The organism is Peribacillus sp. GL_122, assembly GCF_057835005.1.
Genome location: NZ_CM174415.1, coordinates 1,179,385 through 1,205,538, shown reverse-complemented (window position 1 = coordinate 1,205,538; position 26,154 = coordinate 1,179,385). Strand labels below are relative to the sequence as shown.

26 protein-coding genes and 2 riboswitches are annotated in these 26,154 nt (G+C 42.0%); of the genes, 16 read left to right on the top strand and 10 right to left on the bottom strand.

The window, feature by feature from the left end; genetic code table 11:
- Positions 1-102: 102 nt before the first annotated feature.
- The 3 genes from AC3ISB_RS05805 to AC3ISB_RS05795 all read right to left on the bottom strand — a co-directional run bounded on the left by AC3ISB_RS05805 (position 103) and on the right by AC3ISB_RS05795 (position 1,986).
- Positions 103-969 carry a Cof-type HAD-IIB family hydrolase gene (locus tag AC3ISB_RS05805; protein WP_098372632.1) on the bottom strand — a complete coding sequence of 289 codons (867 nt, stop codon included), beginning with the start codon at positions 967-969 and terminating at the stop codon, positions 103-105.
- 146 nt (positions 970-1,115) lie between these two features.
- Positions 1,116-1,472, bottom strand: a complete 357-nt coding sequence (locus AC3ISB_RS05800) for a YlbF/YmcA family competence regulator (RefSeq protein ID WP_098372510.1) — start codon at positions 1,470-1,472, stop codon at positions 1,116-1,118.
- A 376-nt stretch (positions 1,473-1,848) separates the two neighbouring features.
- Positions 1,849-1,986 carry a hypothetical protein gene (locus AC3ISB_RS05795; protein WP_480339946.1) on the bottom strand — a complete coding sequence of 46 codons (138 nt, stop codon included), beginning with the start codon at positions 1,984-1,986 and terminating at the stop codon, positions 1,849-1,851.
- Between the two features lie 219 nt (positions 1,987-2,205).
- Here AC3ISB_RS05795 and AC3ISB_RS05790 point away from each other — a divergent pair, with 219 nt between their 5' ends.
- The 6 genes from AC3ISB_RS05790 to AC3ISB_RS05765 all read left to right on the top strand — a co-directional run bounded on the left by AC3ISB_RS05790 (position 2,206) and on the right by AC3ISB_RS05765 (position 7,738).
- A complete protein-coding gene (locus tag AC3ISB_RS05790) occupies positions 2,206-3,567 on the top strand; it encodes a YheC/YheD family endospore coat-associated protein (protein WP_489275807.1) in 1,362 nt (453 codons plus the stop codon).
- A gap of 17 nt (positions 3,568-3,584) precedes the next feature.
- Positions 3,585-4,655: a YheC/YheD family endospore coat-associated protein gene (locus AC3ISB_RS05785; RefSeq protein ID WP_098372514.1), complete on the top strand. Its 1,071-nt coding sequence runs from the start codon at positions 3,585-3,587 to the stop codon at positions 4,653-4,655.
- A 3-nt stretch (positions 4,656-4,658) separates the two neighbouring features.
- Positions 4,659-6,026, top strand: a complete 1,368-nt coding sequence (locus tag AC3ISB_RS05780; RefSeq protein ID WP_430097734.1) for a YheC/YheD family endospore coat-associated protein — start codon at positions 4,659-4,661, stop codon at positions 6,024-6,026.
- A complete protein-coding gene (locus tag AC3ISB_RS05775; RefSeq protein WP_480339944.1) occupies positions 6,023-7,219 on the top strand; it encodes a YheC/YheD family endospore coat-associated protein in 1,197 nt (398 codons plus the stop codon). The genes AC3ISB_RS05780 and AC3ISB_RS05775 overlap by 4 nt, the downstream gene beginning before the upstream one ends.
- 63 nt (positions 7,220-7,282) lie before the next feature.
- Positions 7,283-7,486: a YheE family protein gene (locus tag AC3ISB_RS05770; protein ID WP_076367323.1), complete on the top strand. Its 204-nt coding sequence runs from the start codon at positions 7,283-7,285 to the stop codon at positions 7,484-7,486.
- A gap of 63 nt (positions 7,487-7,549) precedes the next feature.
- The gene (locus AC3ISB_RS05765) at positions 7,550-7,738 is read left to right on the top strand and encodes a hypothetical protein (protein ID WP_098372517.1); all 189 of its coding nucleotides are present in this window, start codon (positions 7,550-7,552) and stop codon (positions 7,736-7,738) included.
- Between the two features lie 177 nt (positions 7,739-7,915).
- Here AC3ISB_RS05765 and AC3ISB_RS05760 read toward each other — a convergent pair whose 3' ends face one another.
- Positions 7,916-8,740, bottom strand: coding sequence for an MBL fold metallo-hydrolase (locus AC3ISB_RS05760; protein WP_489275805.1), 825 nt, complete (start codon positions 8,738-8,740; stop codon positions 7,916-7,918).
- A 294-nt stretch (positions 8,741-9,034) separates the two neighbouring features.
- Positions 9,035-9,139: riboswitch (SAM riboswitch) on the top strand.
- Between the two features lie 69 nt (positions 9,140-9,208).
- Between AC3ISB_RS05760 and AC3ISB_RS05755 the strand changes: the two genes are divergently transcribed.
- The 3 genes from AC3ISB_RS05755 to AC3ISB_RS05745 are packed head-to-tail and all read left to right on the top strand — an operon-like array spanning position 9,209 to position 11,757.
- Positions 9,209-10,225: a methionine ABC transporter ATP-binding protein gene (locus AC3ISB_RS05755; RefSeq protein WP_098372519.1), complete on the top strand. Its 1,017-nt coding sequence runs from the start codon at positions 9,209-9,211 to the stop codon at positions 10,223-10,225.
- Entirely contained in the window at positions 10,212-10,880 is a 669-nt protein-coding gene (locus AC3ISB_RS05750) for a methionine ABC transporter permease (RefSeq protein ID WP_098372520.1), read from the top strand. Before AC3ISB_RS05755 ends, AC3ISB_RS05750 begins: the two co-directional genes overlap by 14 nt.
- Positions 10,881-10,935: 55 nt before the next feature.
- Complete coding sequence (locus tag AC3ISB_RS05745; protein ID WP_489275802.1) at positions 10,936-11,757, top strand: MetQ/NlpA family ABC transporter substrate-binding protein; 822 nt, start codon at positions 10,936-10,938, stop codon at positions 11,755-11,757.
- A gap of 244 nt (positions 11,758-12,001) precedes the next feature.
- Here AC3ISB_RS05745 and AC3ISB_RS05740 read toward each other — a convergent pair whose 3' ends face one another.
- Positions 12,002-13,039 (bottom strand): NAD-dependent epimerase/dehydratase family protein, encoded by a 1,038-nt coding sequence (locus AC3ISB_RS05740; RefSeq protein ID WP_489275800.1) that lies wholly within the window; start codon positions 13,037-13,039, stop codon positions 12,002-12,004.
- 181 nt (positions 13,040-13,220) lie between these two features.
- On the opposite strand from AC3ISB_RS05740, the gene AC3ISB_RS05735 reads away from it, so the two are divergent.
- Together AC3ISB_RS05735 and AC3ISB_RS05730 are read left to right on the top strand one after the other, a co-directional pair.
- Positions 13,221-14,105 (top strand): PucR family transcriptional regulator, encoded by an 885-nt coding sequence (locus AC3ISB_RS05735; RefSeq protein WP_185150805.1) that lies wholly within the window; start codon positions 13,221-13,223, stop codon positions 14,103-14,105.
- 124 nt (positions 14,106-14,229) lie between these two features.
- Complete coding sequence (locus tag AC3ISB_RS05730) at positions 14,230-15,375, top strand: ABC transporter ATP-binding protein (RefSeq protein WP_098372524.1); 1,146 nt, start codon at positions 14,230-14,232, stop codon at positions 15,373-15,375.
- A 59-nt stretch (positions 15,376-15,434) separates the two neighbouring features.
- Here the strand turns inward: AC3ISB_RS05730 and AC3ISB_RS05725 are convergent, their stop codons facing one another.
- Entirely contained in the window at positions 15,435-15,677 is a 243-nt protein-coding gene (locus AC3ISB_RS05725; protein ID WP_098372525.1) for a hypothetical protein, read from the bottom strand.
- Positions 15,678-15,785: 108 nt separating this feature from the next.
- Positions 15,786-17,168, bottom strand: a complete 1,383-nt coding sequence (gene fumC / locus AC3ISB_RS05720) for a class II fumarate hydratase (protein WP_141993089.1) — start codon at positions 17,166-17,168, stop codon at positions 15,786-15,788.
- A gap of 316 nt (positions 17,169-17,484) precedes the next feature.
- A riboswitch (SAM riboswitch) is annotated at positions 17,485-17,598 on the top strand.
- Positions 17,599-17,684: 86 nt separating this feature from the next.
- Between fumC and AC3ISB_RS05715 the strand changes: the two genes are divergently transcribed.
- Both AC3ISB_RS05715 and metC read left to right on the top strand, forming a co-directional pair.
- Complete coding sequence (locus tag AC3ISB_RS05715; RefSeq protein ID WP_489275798.1) at positions 17,685-18,797, top strand: methionine biosynthesis PLP-dependent protein; 1,113 nt, start codon at positions 17,685-17,687, stop codon at positions 18,795-18,797.
- Complete coding sequence (gene metC, locus AC3ISB_RS05710; protein WP_489275796.1) at positions 18,794-19,975, top strand: cystathionine beta-lyase; 1,182 nt, start codon at positions 18,794-18,796, stop codon at positions 19,973-19,975. Before AC3ISB_RS05715 ends, metC begins: the two co-directional genes overlap by 4 nt.
- Positions 19,976-20,087: 112 nt before the next feature.
- On the opposite strand, the gene AC3ISB_RS05705 is transcribed toward metC, so the two are convergent.
- The 3 genes from AC3ISB_RS05705 to AC3ISB_RS05695 form a co-directional block, all read right to left on the bottom strand.
- Positions 20,088-20,336 (bottom strand): type B 50S ribosomal protein L31, encoded by a 249-nt coding sequence (locus AC3ISB_RS05705; protein WP_098372529.1) that lies wholly within the window; start codon positions 20,334-20,336, stop codon positions 20,088-20,090.
- 133 nt (positions 20,337-20,469) lie between these two features.
- Positions 20,470-22,488, bottom strand: coding sequence for an ABC transporter ATP-binding protein (locus tag AC3ISB_RS05700; protein ID WP_489275793.1), 2,019 nt, complete (start codon positions 22,486-22,488; stop codon positions 20,470-20,472).
- Positions 22,485-24,236, bottom strand: coding sequence for an ABC transporter ATP-binding protein (locus AC3ISB_RS05695; protein ID WP_098372531.1), 1,752 nt, complete (start codon positions 24,234-24,236; stop codon positions 22,485-22,487). Before AC3ISB_RS05695 ends, AC3ISB_RS05700 begins: the two co-directional genes overlap by 4 nt.
- 513 nt (positions 24,237-24,749) lie before the next feature.
- Here AC3ISB_RS05695 and AC3ISB_RS05690 point away from each other — a divergent pair.
- From AC3ISB_RS05690 to AC3ISB_RS05680, 3 genes are all read left to right on the top strand, one after another.
- Positions 24,750-24,920 (top strand): hypothetical protein, encoded by a 171-nt coding sequence (locus AC3ISB_RS05690; protein WP_339201481.1) that lies wholly within the window; start codon positions 24,750-24,752, stop codon positions 24,918-24,920.
- A gap of 89 nt (positions 24,921-25,009) precedes the next feature.
- Positions 25,010-25,708 carry a DUF2515 family protein gene (locus AC3ISB_RS05685; protein WP_489275791.1) on the top strand — a complete coding sequence of 233 codons (699 nt, stop codon included), beginning with the start codon at positions 25,010-25,012 and terminating at the stop codon, positions 25,706-25,708.
- Positions 25,662-26,111, top strand: a complete 450-nt coding sequence (locus AC3ISB_RS05680; RefSeq protein WP_489275789.1) for a DUF2515 family protein — start codon at positions 25,662-25,664, stop codon at positions 26,109-26,111. Before AC3ISB_RS05685 ends, AC3ISB_RS05680 begins: the two co-directional genes overlap by 47 nt.
- Positions 26,112-26,154 lie beyond the last annotated feature (43 nt).

Here is a 26,154-nt window from a genome sequence, read left to right as displayed (position 1 = left end):
TTAGTTTATGGAAAGAAGCTTATAATTATTTATGAAATAAAACAGGCCTCTCAAGCAGCATTATCTGATTGGGGCCCCTTCTATATGAAGGAGCCCCGCCATTCACTTAAGCATATTCATCTTTTGTAAAAATTCGATTGGATGCTGTTTCCGGAAAAATTCCCTCAGCATATAGGCAACACCATCTTGATCATTGGAGCGCGTCACCCATTTTGCCACTTTCCTTACTTCCTCATCTGCATTGCCCATGGCAACTCCCAGACCAGAACCGGCAATCATCTCCATATCATCCAATCCATCACCAATCGAGACGATTTCCGTTCTCCTCACCTCTAAATGGTCGGCTAAATACAATACACCACTCCATTTAGAAACCCCCTTCGGAACGATTGTCATTTTATGTCCCGGATGTAATATTACATCCACTTCAGGGAACATTTTCTTTATCAATTTCAACATATCATTTCGATCAATTTTTTCTGAAAATATTACATCCATCTTCGTCGGGGCCATCGGCTGGTCAATAAGCTCTTCACTGATATCGTCGACATAATTTTGAGCATAAATATTTTGATCATTCAAATACATAACCGATTTACCTAGCAAATTCTCCGGAAGGTTCACCCGATTGCCCAGCGAGTACTTTTCATGAATGAGCAATATTTGGCACGTGGTCTTTTCAAGCATTTGCACGAGCTCTACAGTCAGTTCTTCCGATATTCTTTTTACCATTATCGGCTTTTCTATTGAAGCTCCGACAAAGGCTCCTTGCTGAGCAACGATCATTGGATTTATTTTTAGGGCTTTGGCCACTTTTTTTGCTGAGTGATAGTTTCTTGACGTCACAAGTGCAACATGGACACCTTTTTGGTGAACATAATCTATTGCTTCTTTAGTCGATTTATTTAAACGGCCATTCGACTGGAGCAATGTCCCGTCGATATTGACCGCAAGTAGTCGATATACCATGCTGATCTCCCCCATCTGTAATATCCTCTTTCAAATTTATGACTAAAATTTCGGGAATAGAACAAATAGTGGTTCACGACCCTTGCACTGGTGCATTCAGGGAACAAAAAAACCCCCAACCATTATAGAAGGGAGTCTCCAACTGCTTATTGCTGTTGTTCAGGCAAGCCATATAAATCTTCAAGCGGCTTCATGATAATTTTATTGAGGTCTGCAATGACCATGCTCATCCGTTGTTCAGCTTCCATCAATTGTGAAATGGTTGGGTTTTGTTGGACAAGCTGTACCGTCTTTTGTGCTTGCTCAACTTCTTCCGGTGAAATCTCCTGTCCCATCATTTGCTTTTGCTGCAATGACATTTGCAGATTACGGAAGTTTTCAAACATTCCTTTTGTTGCTTCATCAGAATTGACAAGATCATATAAGCGTTGCAAATCGGCATATTCATTACTTGCCCTAATCGCCTTTTCCATTTCATACGCTGCATCATATACGTTACTCATTTATTTCCCCTCCCGGTAATCATTGTATTCATACACCTTTTCCACTATAACAAATCCGATTGAGAATTACACGTCATCCTATTAAAACAGTTACGAAACCTTGAAATAAACCGATGATTCTACCCCCTTTCCTCAAGTCGACACCGTAAATGACGAAACCTGTTCTTCCACGATATCTCCAAATACAGTTTTGTGTGAAAAATTAAGTACTCGGCACCTTTTTCCACGAAGGACGAGACGCCCTTTTCGACAATGGTGTCCGGGAAATTGGCATCAATTCTCGAACCGGCTCTCTTCATTCCCAATTGATCAAGCAATTGTGCAGTACTTTTTTCCATGTACAATGCTTTCTTTACTTCTGCCTTCACGAAAATTTTCATATTCTGTATAGAGGCATCATTAGCAATTTGCCTAATTGTTTGCCTAACTCATCCAGCCCCTTCGGAATCAACCCTGGTGTCAACGGCAGCTGTTTCCCGAAAGAATAGATTGGTTTATAAGGTCTGAACAGCATTCTGATAGCTAATTAATTAGTGAAGCACCTATTACAGTACCTACAAAGACCATAAACAGTATCTTCACCCAATACTCACCCTTGAAATTTCTCCTTTTATTGCTTGAAATAAAGGCTTGATGACACCTTCTAATAAAAAAAACATAGAATGTGTTATCCACATTTGCCCATCATTTACTTATAAAAGGATATCAAACTTAGTGCAAACGGGGAATTATTATGAACCTTAACCATCAGAAAGTTTTCATTACGGTAAATTCCGCAGAGACTAGAAAGAAGGCGCTACTGCTTATCGAAGAAAAACTATTTGAGGAATGGGGCCTTCAATTTGGAGAACCCTTAACGATCATTGCTGGATGCCGTTCCGTCCCGGTACTTGTCCAGCCATTCCCGTCATCCCAGCCTACATTGAAACTTTCATATGATATGAACCAAATTTTATCCTTACCCGTTTTTTCCAATCCAATCTCCGTCTCATACCATGCGGAAGGAAGGTCAATTAAAATAGGCCCATTCTTCGCTTCACTCATGAACCAGACCCCGTTGCAAGACGGGACATTCGGCGAGATGGAAAAATTTTATCAGGAAATGAAATCATATTGTAATCAGCAGGGCATCCCCTTCTATTTAGTAAAACTGCAGTCTCTTCAAGATGGGGTTGTGGAAGGCTACCTGCCTGGACAAAATGGCTGGCAAACCTTTCCCCTCCCCATTCCTGATGTAATTTATAACCGGATACATTCGCGCAAACTTGAGGAATCGCATTCTTTCAACCTGTTTAAAACTGAACTGGGGGAACGGTCGATACCGATGTTCAATGGAAGGTTCCTCTCCAAACATCATGTACATGAGCTGCTAATCTTAGAAGATGAGCTGTTGCCAAATTTGCCAGAGACGATCCTTTTTAACGAAAAGGAATCTTTCTTGACTTTTATAGATAGGCATTCGGTAATCTACTTTAAACCTTCAGCAGGCAGCCAAGGCAGGAATATTTGCAGATTAACGCAAGTAGCTGGAAAATGGAAAATCGAGCAATCCGGACATCTCCAGAATGTACATTTTGCTGATACGGATGAAAAGTTGTATGAAACGTTAAAAAGATTGTCCAGAAAACGATCCTTCATTCTTCAAAAAGGGATTTCCCTATTCGAAATCGATCAGAGAAAAGTTGATTTCCGCATACTTCTTCACCGGAACGATCAGCTTGAATGGAAAGTTTCATCAATGGTTGCCCGGATTGGGGACCCTGGTACAATCGTTTCCAATCTTGCACAAGGCGGATTGATGAAAAATGGGCCGGATTTTCTAAAGGAGGCATTTGACCTTCAGGACGCCAGCCGCATATATCAAAAGCTCGTACGGCTGTCTAAAAATACTGCCCAGGCCTTGGTCGAAAACCATGATGATTCATTCGGTGAGCTAGGGATCGATTTAGCACTGGATACCGATACACATCCATGGATCATCGAAGTGAATTCAAAACCTTCGAAAAAATTTCAAGGCAACTATGAAACCTTTCGTCCATCAGTAAAATCCATCATAGATTTCATGCTTGCCCTTAACCGCGAAAACCATCCATAAAAAGGAGTTGCTAGCTCGTGTTAATAGGATTAATGGCCGCGTCGGATACACATGAAAACAACTACTTCACCGAAATAGCCAAAACCGCGAAATCATTTAATATGAAAGTTTGTAAATTCTCACCTGAAAATATTGATATGAATCTGAAAAAAGTGCGTGGCGAGCGTTTTGATGCCGAGAATGAAACTTGGATTGCCACATCTTTTGATTTACCTGATTTTGTATATGATCGCTGTTTTCACGGATTAGTTCGTGAATCAACGGAAACGCGACACAAAATCGATTGGTTAAAGGATAACTCGAATTTCTTAGGGCTGGGCCTTCCTGGTAAGTGGGAAGTGTACCAAATCCTAAAAAACCATCCACACCTGCAGGCATTTTTTCCTGAGACCGTACAAGTGACGACACCTGAAGATATTACCGGTCATTTGGAACGCCTGGATAAAATCATCATCAAACCTGAATTCGGTGCAGGCGGTACAGGAATCTATCTCCTTTCAAAAACCGAAGACGGCACTTTGGTATCCATGACGAAAAAGGGCACCAAATATGACCGCCCATTCTCCTCCAAATCTCAGCTTAACAAATGGCTGCAGCATTTATTAAATCGATACCGTTACCTTTGCCAGCCATATTTGGAACTTTGCAACCAAAATAACGAGCCATTCGATTTACGGATTTTCCTTCAAAAAAACGAGAAGAATCAATGGATGGAACGGGGCCGCGGAATTCGTACAGGACAAAAAGATGGAATTACTTCAAATCTTGCCACAGGCGGGGAAGCCATTCCATTAGAGACTTTCAACAAAAGAAACCCGGAAACGATTTCGATTGCTGTAGAACAAAAGATTCAGCATATCCTTCGCACCCTGCCCGTAGAAACCGAAGCTGTCTTTGAAAGATTATTCGAATTGGGGATTGATCTAGGCATCGATAAAAAAGGCCAATTATGGATCATGGACATTAACTCGAAGCCCGGAAGGAAAATCATTCAGGCACTACAGCCGGAGACCATGAAAGATATTCATCGCGCACCGTTTCAATATAGCCAGTATTTATCCGAACATCTTCAGAAAGCAGGTGAATAGAAAGTGAGAAAGACTTATCCTGCCGAAATTGCCGCTATCCCTGGCAATGTTCTCTACTACCCTTCAGAGCTTGGAGATTTGGCAGAGATTGAATTAATTTATTTCGGACGGCATTCATGTCCTGCCATCGTCAAACAAAACCCAGCCGTCAATCAGTCAATCGTCCTATCGGAAAGTCTTGCGGAATCCCTAATATTCGATCATACCGATATTCCCCTTCATTTATTCATTTACGGCAAGAGCATCCATATCGGACCGCTTGTCGGAATATTTTCCTCAGGCTTCACTGGCCTTTCAAACAAACCATTAGGGGAGAGATCGGAATTTTTCGCAAAGCTACTTTCGCTTAGCAGGACAACAGGCTGTATCCCCTTTGTTTTTGGAGAGAATGTAATCAATTGGGATGAGGAGACAATCAAAGGCTATGTGTTTGATAACGATTACTGGCATATTGATGAATTTCCTTTTCCTAATGTCATCTATGACCGTCTCCCAAATCGGTTGACGGAAAACCGCGATGGACCTAAAGAAGTGAAGCAAAAATTTCAAAAAAAATATACCATACCATGGTATAATCCAGGATTTTTCAATAAATGGGATGTAAATGAAAGGCTATGCGCAGATGAGCGGGCACTGCCTTATTTGCCGGAAACGTATCCATTTCAATCCATGTCCGTGGTGGAAACCCTTCTTTCCCATTACCGGCAAGTTTATATAAAGCCCATTCACGGCAGCCTCGGTCTAGGGATTCACCAAATTCTTTATGATAAGCACGAGGATGTTTACTATTGTCGCTATACAAATGAAGCAAAAGAAAATAAACTACAAAAATTCCCCACATTGGAATCCATCGTTAAACATATTTTTCACGACCGACCGCTTGAGAATCTTATCGTGCAGCAGGGCATCCCATTAATTCGATTTGAAAAACGTCCAGTGGATTTCCGGGTCCATACGAACAAGGACAGTAATGGAAAATGGCAGGTAACCGCGATCGCCGCAAAAATCGCCGGCGCCGGCAGCGTCACGACCCATATTAAAAGCGGGGGTGTCATCAAAACGGTTGCCGAACTGTTTGGAGATGACGATGAGGCGAAAGAAGTCGAACGAAAGCTATCGGAAGCCGCGCTGATTTTAAGTGACAGTATAGAAAAGAACTTGGACGGCATCATTGCAGAAATAGGATTTGATTTTGGATTGGATAAAAAAGGGCAGGTTTGGATGTTTGAAGCCAATTCCAAACCTGGACGTTCCATATTCGCCCATCCAAAACTCAAGGATTTCGAATTGCTGACCAGAAAGCTAAGCCTTGATTATGCCATTTATCTTACGGAACAAACGATTACGAAATCAATCAGTGTGCCGCGATGAACATTTTTTACGATATCCCCACTGAAAATTGGTACCACAATCATGAGAATGCTGAACTTTTCGCCGGCTCTGCCGAAGAGGAAATCAGCTATAAAAAGGACCATTCAAATCAACCCCTAATTCCAATCACGATATTTCCGGGTAACCGGATGCTTGCCGTCGGAATTTTAACTGTTTCCAATCCCAAAAAGGAATCAGGTTTGGGAGGAAACCTGACCCTTTTTCGGGACCTATCATTATATTTATTAAAACATGGAATATTAGCGTATGTATTCACAGGAAATGCCCTTCATCCCGATTCGTTGAGGGGGTATGTTTTTTCCTCCATTTCAAACAAGTGGATCGAATGTAAAGTACCCTTCCCTGACATCGTCTATAACCGTATCCCCTCGAGGAGCTATGAGGCGTCAGAGGAATTCCAACATCTTATCACACACTTTAAAGATTACCGAATGAATCTATTCAACCCCTGTTTTATAGATAAATATGTGATGTTCGAAGCATTAAATGAAGATGGATTCCTCACAAATCACCTTCCACCCACAACGGTCTTACGGAACAGCGATTGCCTTTATGCTTTCCTGGAGACCTACAGGCATATATACCTTAAACCCTGCAAAGGAAGCCAAGGGAAGGGCATTTATACCATAATCAAAAATGATGATGATACACTATTGTTCAATAGCTTAAAGCATAGTGAGTCCTTCCCGGATTTCGCATCATTCTGGGAAACAAAAAAAGGGGATTTATTAAAAAGGAGCTATCTTGCTCAACAGGCGATCAGACCAAAAAAACTTTTTGGACATCGTTATGATTACCGGATTCTCGTCCATTATGAAAAAGGTTTTTATAAAGTGACCGGTAAAGCGGTAAGGATGTCACAAACTCAGGAAATCACCACCCACACTCCCCGAGGTGGTAAGCTTTTTCCTTATCAAGACCTGCAATCAAGAAGCCTGAATCTAAAATTAGCGAATATCGCCCAAAAATGCGGAGAGATACTATCGAAAAAAATCGGGTTTCTCGGAGAGTTTTCCATTGATATAGGGGAAGACGAATCGGGCTCACTCTTCATATATGAAGTGAACTCAAAGCCCATGCAATTCGATGAGGTGGAAATTGAAACAAACAGGCTTTTGCATTTAAAAAATCTTTTTATTGAATTAACTTTTCCCAACCTGACAATAAAATAACACCTCCAGCTGCCGTTTTCCATTATAATTAAATGAGAAACTGTATATATGGAGGTAATACATATGATCACTCATTTTCAATGGGCACCATTGCATAAGAATCTGCCAGGATGGAGAATTTCCTTTTATTTCAACAAGCAGGCAGTCCAAGCCTTGTATCATAAAGATGGATCCATCGAGTGGACAGCCAACCCGCCTTCCGAAACAGATGAAACCAAACTCAAAAGCATGATACATGATTTAATGATCTTCCATGTATATGAATGAACCTAAACAGAATAAAAAAAACTCCTTTGCCTAAACTAAAGAAAAGGCTAGGAGGGATTAATTTTGGATAAAGAAAAAATGACATTTTTGAAGGATACCGAATATAATGGCAAGGACTCCGTTTACCTGGATATCGACCGTATCATCAATGAAGGAATGGCGGGCGGAAATGTGTATGAAGTCGCAAACCTTCAGAACATCGAAGAAGCACATGATTTTTATGATGAAACAGATCCCAACGAAAATAAATAAATTATGTGGGCTCTCTTATGGAGAGCTCTCCTTTATTACTTATCCCGTTCATCTCCCGCTTGCACTGCATTCCCCCTATAAAAAGTCCGTCTTTTATAAGTAATCACTCAAACAACTTCCTGGATGGAAGTTGTTTGAGTGACAATTAGAAAACCCAGACAGTTAAACGGATAACATTCAAATATTTCCATTATTCCTGGCACTCAAAATATTTTCTTTTAATATCGATGTAACGATATGCTCTGAATCCCATTCATGCCCAGATATCTCGATAAGGGGATAGCGATTCGGTAAAACGACCTGCTGGATTTCATGAACGGTCAGCCCTTGAGAATGCAAGCGTAAAATTTCACCTTGGAGGTTTTCCAAATAATCCAGCTTTTTCCGAAACATATCCTTCCCATCAGGGACATGCCCAGCATGGCAGCAAAACACTTCCCCAAAGTCATATTGAAGTAATCTTTTTATGGAATCGATGATGACCGGGACAGACTCTTCCCGTAAGACAAGCTTTGTTTTTGGTGTTACGAAAAGGTCTCCTGAAAAGAGCATGCCACTATTGTGATTCAAATACACCATATGGTCCTTTGCATGACCAGGGGTAAAAATCGGCTCCCACGTTTGGGTGCGGGAATGAATGGCCTTCCCTACCGGCTCAGCTTTAAAGGCGTCTCTCTTTCCCCAGAAAATTTTACGATATTCAGGATATACAGCATCCTTTGCACAAACCTCAACCGACATCGGGTGAATGAAAAGCGGGACCTTTTTATGTTCCTGTATCCATGCAGCGCCCCCGGTATGGTCTTCATGATAGTGAGTCAGGGCCACTGAGTCGAAGTCTGCGGACTCATAGAATGGAATAAGCTCTTCCAATAAAATCTGTGCGCCAGTATCTATCAATAGACCATCCGTTAAAAAGACATAAACACTCATCCCCGATTTGTTCCCGCCGGGAGTACCGTTCACACAAACCACATCATTTATCGTGTTAATCTCTAACATTCAATTGCCTCCCCATCATTACACAAACATAGTTTCATCTTCCTTTTTTTAACTTTACTATAATAAATGTATTACCACTTCACCTTTTTGACAAGGAAATTTTGGAATAATTAACCTGGACGTAAATGCTGGATTATTGCATAATAGCCCTTTTTTCACGAATCATTTTAACGGACCTTACTAAATTTTAATAACAAAAAATCATCCCAAAATTTCAGAAACGATTGACATTGTCGAATTTTACAAATAATATAGATTATATTAAAAAACTTGAAATATTCTAAAATAATAATTTACTTATCAAGAGTGACGGAGGGATCAGGCCCTGCGATGTCCGGCAACCGCCCTTAAGGAATGGTGCCACTTCCTGCAGAATGATTGCATTCTGAAAGATAAGACGAGATATAATTTCGCTGCCTCTTTCTGAATGATAGAGGCAGTTTTTTAATGTTTAAGGGGGGAAAGCTCATGATTGAAATCCGTTCAGTCCGAAAGGAATACGTCTCGAAGAAAAACCGAGTTATCGGAGTGGATAACGTATCTTTAACCATTCAAACTGGAGAAGTGTATGGAATTGTCGGCTACAGTGGAGCTGGAAAAAGCTCATTACTCCGCTGCTTGAATTTGCTTGAACGTCCGACAGGTGGAAATATCATCATCGACGGCATTGATTTAACCTCTTTATCAAGTAAAGAGCTTCGTAAACAACGCCAAAAAATCGGAATGATATTCCAACACTTTTCACTGGTCAGTTCAAAAACCGTTTATGAAAATGTCGCTTTCGCCTTAAAGGCCGCGCATCGATCGAAGGATGCCATCAGGTTACGTGTATTGGAATTGTTGGAAATCGTAGGGCTCAGCGATAAGAAAGATGTCTATCCGGCGCAGCTTAGCGGTGGACAGAAGCAACGGGTAGGCATAGCCCGTGCCTTAGCAAATGACCCCACTGTACTATTATGTGATGAAGCGACTTCAGCCCTTGATCCAACAACTACAAAAGCGATTTTACAATTATTGAAAAAGATAAGCAGTAAGATTGGCATCACCATCGTGTTGATTACACATGAAATGGAAGTGGTCAAAGAACTATGCCACCGTGTCGCCGTCATGCAGGATGGCCGTGTAATTGAAGAAGGTTCCGTTTATGAAATATTTTCACAGCCTAAGCAGGAGTTAACGAAGCAATTCATTAGCAGTGTTCTGGATTTCGAACTCCCTCCGCACTTGATTGAAGAAAGTAAAGGTACGATCATTAAAATTCAATTCGAAGGGCAAACCGCCGGTGAGTCGATCCTTTCGGATACTCTCCAATCCCATTCAGTAAAGGGTAATATTTTACACGGTAAAATTGAGTATATCCAGGATGTCCCTTTAGGCATTTTAATCATCGAGTTATTAGGCGATGCCGCTCAAATTCATTCGGCATTGCAATATATAAAAAATCGTTCCAGTTCTGTGGAGGTGTTAAAACATGTCACTGCTTGATTCCATCGTCAATATTTTACCTGATCTTAATAAAGCCTTTCTTGAAACGATTTATATGGTCGGCGTTTCCCTTGCAGTAGCCCTGCTGATCGGTTTACCGCTTGGAGTATTGCTGTTTACGACAACAAGGAATTTATTTTTTGAGAATAGCATCGTGAATCGATCTCTAGGATTCGCAGTCAATATTGTACGTTCAATCCCGTTCATCATTCTCTTGGTCGCCCTTCTTCCTTTAACGGATCTTCTAACTGGATCGACGATAGGGCCAAGAGCGGCTTCTGTATCCCTGTCGGTGTCCGCAATACCTTTTTTTGCAAGAATCGTTGAAACGGCATTACGTGAAATAGACAGAGGAGTGATTGAAGCTGCAATTGCCGTAGGTGCCACTCCATGGATGATCATTAAGGATGTACTTCTTCCAGAGGCAAAACCGGGTATCATTCAAGGACTGACATTAACGACCATTTCGCTTATCGGATACTCAGCAATGGCAGGGACAATCGGCGGAGGCGGAATTGGCGACCTGGCCATCCGGTACGGTTATTACCGTTATGACAATACAGTCATGATCACGACGATCGTCGTGCTGATCTGCCTTGTGCAAATCATTCAAATGGTTGGTGACAAGGCCTCATATATAGTTAACAAACGATAGGGATCAGTCATTTTTCAATGATTCAATACATTTCATTACTCAGGAGGAATTTCAAATGAAGAAAATAGCTTCGTTATTATCAGTCTGTGCACTTGCCCTTGGCTTGACAGCATGCGGGAGCGATGATGCATCCCCAAAAACTGAAGACAAAAAAGAATTGAAGATCGGGGCGACTACCGGGCCCTACGCCGATATGGTTAAAGAGGCCATCAAACCAGGTCTGGAAGATCTCGGTTACAAAATAGAGATCGTCGAATTCACCGACTATATCCAGCCGAATAAGTCCCTTGGCAACCATTCGATCGACGCCAACCTCTTCCAGCATAAAGTATACATGGATAACTTCGCTAAAGAAAATGATTTAAAGCTTTCCGACCTTATCATAGTTCCAACAGCACCAATGGGCATATATTCGAACAAGTATAAATCATTGAAAGAAATTAAAGACGGTACATCCCTTGCAGTGCCCAATGATCCGGTTAACCTCGCACGTGCACTTAAAGTGCTGGTGGATGAAGGGCTGATTGAAGTCGATCCAGATGTCGACCCTTTAAAAATATCTGAAAAGGATGTAACTAAAAATCCAAAAAACATCCAACTCAAACCATTGGAATCCGCTCAATTGCCTCGGGCAACAGACAGTGTTGACCTATCAGCGGTCCCTGGCAACTTCGCTCTTGCAGCGAAAATGGACCTCCAGAATGCCCTTGTTTTAGAAAAAATGCCGGATATGTATCGAAACGTTGTTACAGTGAATACAAAAGATGTAGACTCCCAATTTGCCAAGGATATTAAATCAGTAGTGGAATCCGACCAGTTCGAAAAAGTCATCGATGACAAATTTGCCGGATTCGGAAAACCAGACTGGATGAATTGATCAAAATAATCGAGGCCTGCTTCCCATTTATTGGGAGCAGGCCTTTCATTAAGGAAAAAGTGGCGGTTGCCATGGAAAACCTTAAAATCCTTACAAACCACGCAAGCAGATCCACGGACTAAAAAAGCGATGGGGTTTTTAGTACATCGCTTTTTTAATTCCTTCAAGTTGTTCGTTTAAATCATCCTTTTCAGCAAGCACACTTAATGTGCCTTCAGTATTTCAATATAATAAAAAAAAGGTTTCAATCTACTGTCTGTTTCCATAATTCGAGGAGATCACTTTCATGCTGTCTGTGGATGCCTGCTTTTCTATCGGCAGATTCCGGACGGCCCTTTTCCCAATTCCATATATCTTCGAGAGTTTCTGATAGGGGACGGAATGTTAGTCCATTATTGATGGCTTTATTGTTATCGACAGCCAAAAACCCATTCAAAGGTTCCTTAGCTCCCGGTAAAGGGAATTCTTCTGGTATCCATAAAGGCATCTCTCCCCACGGCTCCACTTTATTGTCATCCAAAAATTTTTCAGATACCCATGTAAAGGCAGCATTACTTCCTGTTACCTTTTTGCAGCCTTCAAGTAATTGCCCCATATTTAGTGTGTAATCCGGTCCAACGGCATTATATGTACCTGTCATACTTTTTTCTATCATTTGGATGATCCATTGAGCTAAGTCCCTTGCATCGATGACTTGGATTGGACGTCCAGGGCGTCCCGGAGATAAAATTTCTCCCCCTTCCGCTATTCTTTTAAGCCAGTACGGCAATCGGTCTGTGTAATCATATGGACCTACTATTTGCCCCGCACGAATTGACAAAACTTTCCCCGGCAGTTCTTTTTCAGCTGCTTTTTCGCTTAATGATTTTAACGGTCCATAATATTCACCGTATATCGGTCCAGCAGTTCCGCGGGTGATTTCTTCCGCTTTATCTTCATTTAGTGCATTAACTTCTCCATTTTCATCAATGCCTGGTTCGGTTGGATCACTATAAACTGAGATGCTTGAAATATATGTATAATGTCTAACTTGATTAAGCAATCTGCAAGATTTCGATACAGTTCGAGGGATAAAACCCGATGTGTCAATGACTGCATCCCACTGTCTCCCTTTCAACATTTCAAGATTCCCGTCGCGGTCCCCTCTTAACTGTTCTAGTTCGGGGAAAACATAAGGATCGCTTCCACGATTAAAAAGTGTGACTTCATGCCCTTTCTCTATCGCAGCTTTTGCTAAATACCGGCCTAAAAACCGTGTACCACCCAATATTAAAATGTTCATAAGATTCCCTCCTCTTTAACGATATTCCATAAATCATACGCAATACCCTTTCCTAAAATTAATAATACTTGCAACTTTTCTTTGATTTTCCCTTTTAGGAAAAACTAGCAATATCGTATTCTTTTGAACTTTATTCTTTTTCGCTATAATGATATGGAAAGGGAGAAAGAAGGTGGAAACGATGCTTGAAAATCTTAAACAAAAATTCCCGAACGCCCTTACCAATAAAATGGATACTGATGAAATTTCTGACTATGTTTGGTTCGAAGACTCAAGAAGTTTACTTGGCATTCACCGTTCAGAAATCACAGCCGAAGAAATCCGTTTATTGGAACTGCTTTTTGCTCCTTCCATAAACCCATATAACCTCAATGCACATCCAGACTCATCATGGAAAACCTTTTTATCCGAACCGAATGCACCATTGCCTTTAACGAGCTGGGAGAATGTTCGATTTCTTCATTTCAAGCTGACTCATGCTGATTTTTCCAACTCCGATTTTGAAGAAGCCTTCCTCGCTTTCGTTCCATCTGACGCAACTATTGTCTGGGAAAATGAAACGGCAGGAGTATTAATTGAAACGGACGAGGATGAACCTTTATCAACTAAAGAACTAATCGCCATTTCTTCCACGCTTGAAAGTGACTTTTATGTAAAGACCCGTATGTTTACCGGGCGCTTTCACCCTATAAATCAAGACCTTCATCAGCACTGGACTCAGGAGAAAAAGTGTTTTGATTTGGCACAGGTGCATCTGCCAGATCTAAAGGTGGCTGATTTGGCAGACATCATCCCTCACTCATTAATAAATGATCCATCCGTTAAGGATGCAAAGTGGTATATCAATGAGATTCTTGGCAAGACCAAGCAGGATACTGAACTGATCAAAACGATTAAAACGTATATCGAATGTAATTCAAATGCCACCTATGCCGCCAAACAACTTTATATACATCGGAACAGCTTACAATACCGAATCGATAAATTCTCTGAAAGAACTGGTCTCGATATTAGAAACTTCCGTCATGCGCTTACTGCATACTTGATACTTTTACTAAATGATTAACTTTCAATATAAACAGGTAATATCGCCCTTTTTTGTGCAATGTGCCCATACTTTTTTCAAATCCGATAGCTTAGACTATAGCTAATTGGTACAAGTAATCAGGAGTTTAAAAGGGGGATTTTTCATGGCAGAGTTAGTGTTGGAACATATATTCAAGATTTATGATAAAAAGGTGACCGCTGTTAAAGACTTCAACCTTCGTGTTGCCGATAAGGAATTCATAGTTTTTGTGGGACCTTCGGGTTGCGGCAAATCGACAACATTAAGGATGATTGCCGGACTTGAAGATATTTCCCAAGGGGATTTATATATAGACGGCAAGCGAGTCAATGATGTCCCCCCTAAAGATCGTGATATTGCGATGGTTTTCCAGAACTATGCCTTATATCCTCATATGTCCGTATATGACAATATGGCATTCGGATTAAAACTCAGGAAAACGCCAAAAGCGGAAATCAAGCAAAGAGTCAATGAAGCGGCAAGGATTCTCGGACTTGAAGAGCTGCTAAACAGGAAACCTAAAGCCCTTTCAGGTGGTCAGCGCCAGCGTGTCGCACTTGGCCGGGCAATTGTAAGGGACGCAAAAGTTTTCTTGATGGATGAGCCATTATCCAATCTCGACGCAAAGCTAAGGGTTCAAATGCGTGCGGAAATCGCCAAATTACATAAACGGCTCGACACCACAACGATATATGTCACGCATGACCAAACAGAGGCAATGACCATGGCGACACGTCTTGTTGTAATGAAAGATGGTATCATCCAACAGGTCGGTGCACCAAAGGACGTTTATGAGAAACCGATAAACGTTTTCGTCGGCGGCTTTATCGGATCGCCTGCCATGAACTTCTTTACTGGAACATTAAAAGAAGGCACAATTAAAATAGGCGAACAAACACTTGAAATACCTGAATTGAAGATGAAAATGCTGCGTGATCAAGGATATGTCGGAAAAGATATAATCCTTGGCATCCGTCCGGAGGATTTCCATAATGAAGGTGCTTACTTCACGAAGTCCCCTAACACTGCATTCACAACCCAAATTGATGTGGCCGAACTGATGGGCGCGGAGATCATGCTCTACTCCACATTAGAGGGGCAGGACTTCGTCGCACGCGTCGATGCCAAGAATATTATCCAGGCAGGCGAAAACATCGAACTTGCCCTCGACATGAATAAAGCACACTTTTTTGACAAAGGGACTGAACATCGCATTTTAGTTGAAGAAGATGAACAGATGCAGGAAAGCATGAAGTTATCTGCCAATTAAACGTAAAAAGACCCATTCATAATGGGTCTTTTTACAATTTATTCACATATGGGGTATATTCATTCCTGGACCAATACCACTTCATCATGTCCGCATTCAGAGCATTTCATGAGATGTGGGCATTGTCCTTTTTGAAGGGATTGAGGGTATCCGTCGTTTTCTTTAAGTATGTCGATATCCATATAAGCACTGTAATCATCAGCGTAGTCCATGAATTTCCCTTTATCTTCAAGATCACTGCCGCATTCCGGGCAATTCACATGAATTTTTCTCAGACCGTTGCAAAGCGGGCATAAAGACATTGTTTTTCCTCCTGTTCCCGATACTTATGATCTCAGTATTTGTTGGTTCCATTATTTTAACACATGGAAACACCCTCCCTAATACCAAGGGAGGGAATTTCCATTCAATTATTTATTAACCATGTTAGCAGGATCGACCCATGCTTTGAATTCATCTTCCGTCAGGAACTCCAATTTCAACGCAGCTTCTTTCAATGTTGAGTTGTCCTTGAATGCAGTTTTGGCGATTTTGGCTGCTTTTTCATAACCGATATGCGGGTTCAATGCTGTTACCAACATAAGGGAACGTTCTACATTTTCTTTGATTTTATCTTCATTTGCAGTAATGCCAACCGCACAATTATTGTTGAATGAATGAATGCCTTCCGTCAATAATTTTACCGTTTGCAGGAAGTTATAGATGATTACTGGCTTGAATACATTCAATTCAAAATTACCTTGGCTTGCTGCAAAGCCAATTGTAGCATCGTTACCCACGATTTGTGTTGCAATCATGGTAAGCGCTTCACTTTGTGTTGGATTGACTTTACCTGGCATGATGGAGCTGCCTGGCTCGTTTTCTGGAATGGCTATTTCGCCGATTCCGCTTCTTGGACCACTTGCCAGCCATCTGACATCGTTTGCAATTTTCATTAAATCCGCTGCCAATGCTTTTAAAGCACCGTGTGCGTAGACGATTTCATTATGGCTTGTCAATGCATGGAACTTATTATCAGATGTGACAAAAGGATATCCTGTATCAGCAGCAATTTGTTTGGCGGAAAGTCCCGGGAATTCTTTTTTTGTATTGATTCCGGTTCCTACAGCCGTTCCGCCTAGTGCAAGGTTCAATAATTTTTGGCTGCTTTCCTCAATCATCGCTAGATCTTTGTCGAGCATCGCTTTCCAACCGGAAATTTCTTGTCCCAATGTTAATGGTGTAGCATCTTGAAGATGTGTCCGGCCAATTTTCACGACATCCCAAAACTCTTTTTCTTTTGTATCGAATGTATCACGAAGAGCTTTAATGGCAGGAACCAATTTTTCAGCGACTTCCATAAAGGCAGCAATATGCATGGCTGTCGGGAAAGTATCATTGGAGCTCTGTGCCTTGTTAACATCATCATTCGGATGAAGGGTTTCAGAATCACCATTTTCTTTTAACCATTCATTTCCTTTGTTAGCGACCACTTCATTCACGTTCATATTACTTTGCGTGCCGCTTCCCGTTTGCCAAACTACAAGCGGGAAATGTTCATCTAGCGTACCTTCAAGGATTTCGCCGCAAATCTTGACAATGGCATTCTTTTTAACTTCCGAAAGATCACCAAGATCATAGTTCACTTTTGCCGCAGCTTGTTTAACGTATGCAAATGCACGAACTAATTCAATCGGCATTTTTTCGTTACCGATTTTGAAATTGTTACGGCTTCTCTCAGTTTGTGCTCCCCAATATTTATCAGCAGGAACTTTCACTTCACCCATCGTATCTCGTTCGATTCTGTATTCCATGTGTTCTCCTCCTATGTTTGCACTATTCATTGAAGACCATTTGCATATGAAATGAATAATGTCGTATTATTCTTTCTCTCCATACATTGTACAAACTTTATTATTTTAAAGCAAAAATATCCGCTGACCCTTTCACTTTTTCTGGACCCTTCATGTTTATATGAAAATTCGGATATTCTTTTTTTAGACACCTAAAGTGTAGAGGCACTAAGCTCCAATTGACCTGGTCATGAACATCCAAGCATTATCCATCACAAAATGTTCTTGACAGTATTTTGTATATATAGTAAATTCAAAAGAAATTGAATAATCTAAACTCTTATCGAGAGAGGTAGAGGGAATGGCCCGATGACACCTCAGCAACCTTCATTTGTTTCAAACCAATGAAAAGGTGCTAATTCCACAAGTTTGTGAACTTGGAAGATAAGAAGAATGACTCGTCCTTACTTAATCAAAGTCTTCTTCTTAAAGAAGACTTTTTTTTATTTTATATAACTCAAAGGAGCAGTGAAAACCATGTACAAAACTGAAACATATCTTGCTCAATTAGGAAATCGCAGCGAAACGGCGACAGGAACAGTCAATCCGCCGGTATACTTTTCAACAGCTTTTCGCCATGAAGGAATTGGCCAATCAACGGGATTCGACTACACAAGGACAGGTAATCCTACACGCCAATTATTGGAGCGTTCCATCGCCGATCTGGAAAAAGGCGACCAAGGTTATGCCTGCAGTTCAGGAATGGCCGCCATTTCCACTATCCTTGCCCTTTTTAAATCAGGTGATGCATGGATTGTCAGCGAAGATCTTTATGGCGGTACATATCGTCTGTTAGAACAAGGTTTTAAAAAATGGGGGTTGCAGTGTGACTATGTAAACACTTGTTGTTTGGAGGATATCGAAAAAGCCATCACTCCTCACACGAAAGCCATCTTCATCGAAACTCCCACTAACCCCCTTATGCAGCAAACGGACATTAGCGCTGTTGCCGCATTGGCCAAACAAAATAATTTATTGTTAATCGTTGATAACACTTTTTACACGCCTCTTATTCAACAACCCATCCTGCTTGGAGCGGATATCGTGATTCACAGTGCAACCAAGTATCTCGGTGGTCATAATGATGTGCTCGCAGGACTGATCGTTGCTAGCGGCGCTGAATTATGTGATGCACTTGCCTTCCATCACAATGGAACCGGAGCTGTCTTGAGCCCCTTTGATTCTTGGCTGTTGATGCGTGGAATGAAAACCTTGGCATTGCGGATGGAGCGTCATGAAAAGAATGCCAAGATACTTGTAGATTACTTGTCGGAACATGATTGTGTCACGGACGTATTGTATCCCGGCAGAGGCGGCATGATTTCATTCCGTATCATTGATGAATCGGCAGTCAACCCATTTTTACAATCGCTCTCTTTAATTTCGTTTGCAGAAAGCCTTGGAGGGGTTGAAAGCTTCATCACCTATCCCGCTACACAAACGCATGCCGATATACCGCTTGAAGTCAGAACGGCAAATGGAGTTTGTAATCGCCTGCTCCGCTTCTCCGTTGGCATCGAGGACAGCGATGATTTGATCCAGGACTTACAGCAAGCATTCGCATATGTAAAAAGGGAGGCACTACGATGACAGATCATGATTTTAGCTTTGAGACCAAATTACTTCATAATCAACATAAATTCGATCCTGCAACGGGCGGTGTGAGCGTTCCCATTCAGCACGCATCGACTTTCCATCAATCCGATATCGATCAATTCGGCAAATATGATTACAGTAGAAGCGGGAACCCCACTCGTGAGGCGCTGGAAGATATCATTTCCGAACTTGAGGAAGGCACACACGGATTTGCCTTTTCATCAGGTATGGCTGCCATTTCAACAGCTTTCCTGCTGTTGTCTGCCGGAGACCATATCGTCATTTCCGAAGATGTGTATGGCGGAACGTTCAGGATGGTCACTAGTGTATTGACGCGTTTCAATATTGAGCATACATTCGTTGACATGACGGACCTTGAAAGCGTCAAAGCGGCCGTTCAGCCAAATACCAGGGCCATATACATCGAGACGCCTTCAAATCCGTTACTTAAAGTGACCGATATTCAAGCCGTATGTGATATCGCAAAAAAAGCCGGTGCCTTAAGTTTTGTTGATAACACATTCCTGACTCCAGCATTGCAAAAACCACTTAATCTGGGTGCTGATGTTGTCCTTCATAGCGCGACGAAGTTTTTATCCGGACATAGTGATGTGGTAGCTGGGCTTGCAGTAGTGAAAGATCCGGAATTGGCAACAAGACTCGGTTCCCTCCAAAACTCCTTTGGGGCGGTTCTTGGTGTCCAGGACGCCTGGCTTGTAATGAGAGGTCTGAAAACCTTGTCAGTTAGAATGGCGCACTCCCAAAAAGGGGCGGAAAAGATTGCAGCCTACTTAAAGGAGCAGCCCTTGGTGAAAAAAGTGTATTATCCAGGCCTTTCCGATCATCCACAGCACGCCATCCAGAAAGGCCAGTCACTTGGAGCGGGGGCGGTCCTATCATTTGAATTGGACAGTGAGGAAGTCTTCCGTTCTTTCGTGAACACTGTCGAGCTCCCTGTTTTTGCCGTAAGCCTTGGAGCGGTCGAATCTATATTATCTTACCCGGCCAAAATGTCCCATGCTGCCATGCCTGATGATGAAAGGGAAAAGCGAGGCATCACGAACAGCTTGCTCCGCCTCTCTGTCGGACTTGAAAATCCGGACGATTTAATAAAGGACTTCGATGCAGCCCTTGTTAATATTGCCAAAGGGGAAGCAATTGCTGCAAAATGATTTCAGGATGGGTGCCTCATATATTATGGGCACCCTTTTTCTTAGCATCATTATTAACTCTTTTTCACCCTAGTCATAAAAAAAGACCATCGATCTCCCGATGGCCTGACTCTCATTTCTTCATATTATATTTATCCAGGAAGCGATCCACCCGTCCGCCTTTTTCAGCAAACTTCTGCTTTCCAGTATAAAAGGGGTGCGTATCTGAACTGATTTCCACTTTTAATAATGGATACGTTTGGCCATCTTCCCACTCGATCGTTTCATTTGACGCTTTCGTGGAGCCTGTCAAAAATTTATACCCACTGTTGGTATCCATGAATACCACTTGTCGATAATCTGGATGAATTTCTTGTTTCACTATAATCACCTCATCGTCTGTATAGGTATATCTTAAACGTAATGATTACTATTATCAATATTTTTGCTTGAAGGTGCCGATTACGGCACCCTCATTATAGTTTGATCTTGATTATCCATCCTTATTCGGGTGTTCAGCCAGCCACGCCTTTATGTGGACCAGCCTGCAGTTCATACATTTGATAATACTTCCCTTTTAATTCCATTAATTCTTCATGTGTACCTTGCTCAGCAATCCGCCCTTTATCCAGTACAAGAATTTGGTCGGCATTTTTTATCGTGGATAGTCTATGGGCAATGATGAAGGTCGTTCTCCCTTTTTTCAGCACTTCCATTCCCTCCTGGATAATTGCCTCGGTTTCAGTGTCGATGCTTGCTGTCGCTTCATCCAGAATCAATATCGCCGGATTGAATGCAAGAGCACGTGCAAAAGAGATTAGCTGCCGCTGTCCGGAAGACAACGTTCCTCCTTTTTCGATCACGGGTTCATCCAACCCTAAAGGAAGATGCTTCAGCACTTTGTCACCCCCTACATCTCTTAAAGATTTTTCAACCATTTCCCTTGTGATGCCTTTATGATTCAGACTGATATTGGAAGCAATGGTGCCAGTAAATAAATAGGGATCCTGAAGGACGATTCCCATATGCTCCCTAAGCGTTTGATGGGGGATATCCAATATATTCGTGCCATCGATTTTGATTTGACCTTCACTACTGTCATAAAAACGGAACAATAAATTCATTATGGAACTTTTTCCTGACCCAGTATGGCCAACTAAAGCGACCGTTTCCCCTTGTTTAGCTGAGAAGGAAATGTCCCTTAACACATATTCTTTATCTTTATAACCAAAAGAAACATTTTCGAATTGCACATTTCCTTTGTATCTGGACATGTTTTCATCACTGACTGCCACTCCCTGCTCATCCAATAAACTGAATGCCCGCTCCCCTGCAACAAGTGCCTGTTCAAGGTTAGCGAACTGATTGACGATTCCGTGAAGCGGATGAAGCAGGCGGCTGATCAAATCAACAATTGCATACATCATCCCTAAAGAAATGGCTGAACTCGCTGTAAGGGAAATCCCGCCGAAATACCAGACGAATGCCATTAGTGCCAAAACCTTAATGACACCGATCAAGTTTCCGCCCGTCAACGAATTCAAATGGAGCATTTTATTTTGATAGGAATAATGCTCCCGGTTCAGATTTTCAAAAGATTGCTTCGTCTCCTTTTCACGCCCAAATGCCTGGATGATGCTCATTCCAGAAATGGATTCATTGATCATCCCATTAATATCGCTGACCCGTTCCCGAATGATGTGATTATATTTCGAGGCGAATTTACGGTATACCATCGTCCAGATAAAAATGATTGGAATAAGTAAAAGACCAATGGTACCGACTCGTGGATCCAGAATATACAAAGCAATCAGAACCCCGAAGATATTAATCGTACTCGAGAAGAAGTTGGCGAGCACGGTTACATATAATTCCCGGATCGCTTCCGTATCATTAGTGACCCTGGCTACAACTTTACCCGCTGGCATATTATCGAAATAACGTATCGGCAGACGGGAAATATGCGTAAAAATATCATTTCGCATCTTCTGTATGATTCGGTTCGCCGCTTTCTGTAAATAAAAACTCTGCCCATATTGAAAAATGGAGGAAAGGATGACAAGACTAAAATAAAAAGCCACTAGCTTAATGATCCGCGGGATTTCCGGTTGGTAAAACCGCATCACTTCCTGACTCGACAATTTCACTGCTTGCGCACGCTGCTCTTTCCCGTCTTTCTTGATGATCAACGATTGGTTCTCCAAGGTTCTGCGCCCCTCGATAGGGACAGCTTCATTTACGAAGACAAATTGATTGCCAACCTGCAGAACATGGACTTCCCTGCCTTTCTTCTCACCTTTTGCAAAGTAATCAGCCCGTTTATACCAATTTCCATCATACTTAACAGCATCTTTTCCTTTACCCGCTTCATACCAGGTAGATTCAATGCCAAGTATATGTGAATCGATGATTTTCTTGGCAACGAAAGGACCTGTTAAATCGGCCGCTACCGAAAGTGCCAGCATGATCAGGGCGCCAATGATCAATTTTTTATAAAAGGCAGCATAATTAAAAAGTCTCTTTACGACCCTCATGCCTTCACCTCCGTCCCTTCGTCAACCTGCTGTCGTTCATATTGCGCTCTATACCAGCCATCCTTCTGCAGTAAATCCGCATGAGTCCCCTCTTCGATGATCTCTCCGCTGTCCAACACGATAATTCTGTCCGCGTGCTGAACGGCTGATAAGCGATGGGTTGTGATGATTGTCGTTTTCCCTGCACGTTCATTCTGGATATTTTCGATGATTGTCGTTTCTGTTTTTGCATCCACAGCGGATAAGGAATCATCCAATATAAGGATTTCTGGATTTTTGACCAGTGCCCTGGCAATCGAGATCCTCTGCTTTTGCCCTCCAGATAGAGCGACACCCTTCTCACCGACGAGTGTCTCAAGACGGTTGGGCAGCATCATTAAGTCCTTCTCAAAATCCGCAAGCCGGATAGCTTCAGCCAGTTCCTCTTCCGTTGCATCCATTTTACCGAATAAGATATTTTCCCTAACAGATTTCGAGAATAAAAAATGGTCCTGTGGAACGTAGCCGATCCATTTACGAATATCTTCAAGATTCAGTTGCTCCAGCGGCATGCCTGCAAAAGCGATTTCACCTGTTCCTAAAGGATATTCCCGCAGCAATTGCTTCACGAATGTCGTTTTTCCACTTCCCGTTTTCCCCACTATCCCCAATGTTTGACCGCGCTCAAGCTGAACGGAAATATTGGATAGATTCACAACCGTTGAGGAAGGGTATGTAAAATAAACTGAATTAAATTGGATATTTCCCGGTTTTTGAATACTCTTCAGACCGAATGAATTTTTCACATCCGCTTCATATGAAAGGGTATCCTGAACACGATCTAGCGAAGCATTTCCCCTTTGCATGACATTGATCAGTTCACCCACCGCTATCATCGGCCAAATTAACATGCCTAGGTACACATTGAACGAAACAAGTCCGCCAAGCGTTATGGCCTGTTGAAACACAAGATAAGCCCCGTAGCCCAACCCGATTAAATAACTGATGCCGATGATAATGCTGATTGTCGGATCAAAGAGGGCGTCGATTCTTGCCACGGCTAGATTTTTGCGATATACATCCTCTGTCATTTCATCAAATCGCTTTTCATCTTCCCGTTCCTGGACATAGGCCCGGATAACACGGACACCTGAAATGGATTCCAGGACCTTGTCATTTAAAGTACCAAAGGCTGCTTGTGCATCCGTAAAACGTTTGTAAATTTTCTTCACGTAAATTTGCATCATCACTGCCATGATCGGCAGCGGCAGCACCGCCGCAATCGTTAACTGCCAGCTGATCGTGGCTCCCATCATGACCACAACCGTAATGGTGAACAGCACCGAGTCAACAAGCGTCAATATCCCAAAACCAGCAGTGAGGGATATTGCCTTTAAATCATTGGTTGCCCTTGCCATTAAATCCCCTGTACGGTTTTTTTCATAAAACGTCGGCGTCATTTTCAGCAAATGGCCCATAAATCCGGACCTTAGCTTTCGTTCGACCAGGTTACCGCCGCCGAATAACAGATAACTCCATAAGTAACCAAATAGGTAACTGCCGCTCAGTACCATGAGCAAATAAATAACGTATTTCATGACCCCTTCCTGTGTCATGCTGCCATTGTTCATATCATCGATGGCATTCCCGACGAGTTTTGGCGGGATAACCTCCAGGATATTCACCAGACACAGAAATAAAATCGCCAAGGTATAACGCCGCCACTGTTCTTTAAAGAACCAGGACAGCTTTTTAAAAATCGCAAACATGAATTCCCCTCCCTTTTGTTCAAACCTTTCACTCGCTAACCGCTTTCTGGATCTCCGGGTTGCAATAAGATTTCCAATGTCTTTCGTCTCATTTAAAATTCCTCCTATCTTTTATATGGAAAGGATGCTAATGCACCTGTACCCCAAATACCAAAAAGCCCCCGCCAATTAGCGGAAGCTTTTCTAGATGCGTAATAACACATATAAAAGCGCAGGCCGCGCGCGAAAATTCCACAACCTGCGCTTTAAAATGATCAATGAACACGTCGAATCCTTTGTCTAGAACGACAAGGTTTCAGGGCAGGCGGACGTATGATATTCGGTTGTGACATCACTGTGCTTAACTGATTTAGTCATGACGTTCGCCTCCTTTTCTATTATTTAATGGTAATTTTTAACTTATGTTTAAAGATTACTACGTGTGCCTATCTTTGTCAATTGTGACTTTTCTAGATTATTGCTGGATAATCCTTTATTCTTATAAGAATGACGTAACCTAAGGAGGTTCAGCATATGCAATGGAGAAAATATATACTCCTGGCGGTTCCCTTTTTATTTTCATCCATTTTCATCTTATTTGCCGTACCGGTAAAATATAGAATATTATCCTTCATTCCTGTGTTTCTTTTCTGGATAGTTTATTATATTTTATTGTACCTGGAAAAGAAGAAGAAAAATAACTGATGACAAAGAAATCCGGGGGCGTTGCAAATGCAACGCCCCTTTCTTGACGGCTCTGCATATAATGATCGAAAAACATTCGTGGTGATTGTATGCTTTCCCAATATTTGCAGAAGCTGATGGGCAAACACCCTGTCAAAACAAAACCCATCATCGATGCTGAAAGATATGACACGCTAAAATCCCGTTTACAAAAAGAGCTCTTTCAGCCTTTTGATGAGTCAAAAGCATTTTTTCCTGAGGAAACTGCCCTTATAAAAAGCATTCGAACCGAGACGGCTGTCTTGAACCGGAACAATATCACAAGAACACAAGCATATCTTGCCTTTTACAATCGTAATCCAGAGGTCCATTGGGCCTTTTTAGCACATATGGTTTCGAGGAATGGGGGATACCATATGACTGACTTGAAAAGTTCGACCATGACCCATCTCCTTGACAGAGCCGAACAGCAGAAATTTTTCCTGTTCCTTGAGCGCGCCAATTCAGCCATATTTGCAGATGCCTTCCCCCAGCTTCTTTTATATGAACATGCTAAACAAAAAGAACTTCCGCTAAGAAGGTATTTACCAGTATTCCGCATTTCGAGATTCATGGCCCCGATTTGGGAATCTTTCATCGAAGATCCCCATTCACCCCTTTTGACAACGGCCCTCATCATTAATGAACAAAGAATGCTTCAGGAAAGGATCTTAAAGCGCACCCGTCATGGTGAAATCCTCCGCAGGCTTGATTTTCGGCTTCATGAAAGTGATCTTTCCTTATGCAAACAAGCAAAAAGGACTTCATAACTTGACAGGCCTTACCGTCGAACGCTTTTCCGACCCGAAACAGCGTATTGAAACGGGGAAATTATTATATGGGCTTCTTTTTCAGCATCCGGCGGTTTTTCGCGGTGTTGGCCAATTTACAAAAGAGATTCCCCACACTGGTTCCAGAGAGGATTACTGGGGAAGCATATATACCTCTGATGCATCCACGTCAAAAGATGATAAAGTCTACAGCCCCACTCTGCATGATGCATGGGAAGATCAACTTTTCTTTCCTCCCCATTCCTTTGATTGGTTCACTAATGAAAGCTTCATAGAAGATTTACGAAGCACACCGATCATTAAAAAGACGGACCTGACCAACGAGGTGCTCGAAAATGTCAAGCAGCTGAAAACCCTTAACGGAATGAAATCCATTTTCTAGCATCAAGCCTCTTGCTTTGAATATCCCATCCCCCATTTGGCAA

What these genes read in the sequence shown, in the direction of transcription:
- AC3ISB_RS05805 (WP_098372632.1), bottom strand. Translation starts at nt 969, where the DNA reads ATGGTATATCGACTACTTGCGGTCAATATCGACGGGACATTGCTCCAG.
- AC3ISB_RS05800 (WP_098372510.1), bottom strand. Translation starts at nt 1,472, where the DNA reads ATGAGTAACGTATATGATGCAGCGTATGAAATGGAAAAGGCGATTAGG.
- AC3ISB_RS05795 (WP_480339946.1), bottom strand. Translation starts at nt 1,986, where the DNA reads ATGCTGTTCAGACCTTATAAACCAATCTATTCTTTCGGGAAACAGCTG.
- AC3ISB_RS05790 (WP_489275807.1), top strand. Translation starts at nt 2,206, where the DNA reads ATGAACCTTAACCATCAGAAAGTTTTCATTACGGTAAATTCCGCAGAG.
- AC3ISB_RS05775 (WP_480339944.1), top strand. Translation starts at nt 6,023, where the DNA reads ATGAACATTTTTTACGATATCCCCACTGAAAATTGGTACCACAATCAT.
- AC3ISB_RS05770 (WP_076367323.1), top strand. Translation starts at nt 7,283, where the DNA reads ATGATCACTCATTTTCAATGGGCACCATTGCATAAGAATCTGCCAGGA.
- AC3ISB_RS05760 (WP_489275805.1), bottom strand. Translation starts at nt 8,740, where the DNA reads ATGTTAGAGATTAACACGATAAATGATGTGGTTTGTGTGAACGGTACT.
- AC3ISB_RS05755 (WP_098372519.1), top strand. Translation starts at nt 9,209, where the DNA reads ATGATTGAAATCCGTTCAGTCCGAAAGGAATACGTCTCGAAGAAAAAC.
- AC3ISB_RS05750 (WP_098372520.1), top strand. Translation starts at nt 10,212, where the DNA reads ATGTCACTGCTTGATTCCATCGTCAATATTTTACCTGATCTTAATAAA.
- AC3ISB_RS05745 (WP_489275802.1), top strand. Translation starts at nt 10,936, where the DNA reads ATGAAGAAAATAGCTTCGTTATTATCAGTCTGTGCACTTGCCCTTGGC.
- AC3ISB_RS05740 (WP_489275800.1), bottom strand. Translation starts at nt 13,039, where the DNA reads ATGAACATTTTAATATTGGGTGGTACACGGTTTTTAGGCCGGTATTTA.
- AC3ISB_RS05735 (WP_185150805.1), top strand. Translation starts at nt 13,221, where the DNA reads ATGCTTGAAAATCTTAAACAAAAATTCCCGAACGCCCTTACCAATAAA.
- AC3ISB_RS05730 (WP_098372524.1), top strand. Translation starts at nt 14,230, where the DNA reads ATGGCAGAGTTAGTGTTGGAACATATATTCAAGATTTATGATAAAAAG.
- AC3ISB_RS05725 (WP_098372525.1), bottom strand. Translation starts at nt 15,677, where the DNA reads ATGTCTTTATGCCCGCTTTGCAACGGTCTGAGAAAAATTCATGTGAAT.
- fumC (WP_141993089.1), bottom strand. Translation starts at nt 17,168, where the DNA reads ATGGAATACAGAATCGAACGAGATACGATGGGTGAAGTGAAAGTTCCT.
- AC3ISB_RS05715 (WP_489275798.1), top strand. Translation starts at nt 17,685, where the DNA reads ATGTACAAAACTGAAACATATCTTGCTCAATTAGGAAATCGCAGCGAA.
- metC (WP_489275796.1), top strand. Translation starts at nt 18,794, where the DNA reads ATGACAGATCATGATTTTAGCTTTGAGACCAAATTACTTCATAATCAA.
- AC3ISB_RS05700 (WP_489275793.1), bottom strand. Translation starts at nt 22,488, where the DNA reads ATGAGGGTCGTAAAGAGACTTTTTAATTATGCTGCCTTTTATAAAAAA.
- AC3ISB_RS05695 (WP_098372531.1), bottom strand. Translation starts at nt 24,236, where the DNA reads ATGTTTGCGATTTTTAAAAAGCTGTCCTGGTTCTTTAAAGAACAGTGG.
- AC3ISB_RS05690 (WP_339201481.1), top strand. Translation starts at nt 24,750, where the DNA reads ATGCAATGGAGAAAATATATACTCCTGGCGGTTCCCTTTTTATTTTCA.
- AC3ISB_RS05685 (WP_489275791.1), top strand. Translation starts at nt 25,010, where the DNA reads ATGCTTTCCCAATATTTGCAGAAGCTGATGGGCAAACACCCTGTCAAA.
- AC3ISB_RS05680 (WP_489275789.1), top strand. Translation starts at nt 25,662, where the DNA reads ATGAAAGTGATCTTTCCTTATGCAAACAAGCAAAAAGGACTTCATAAC.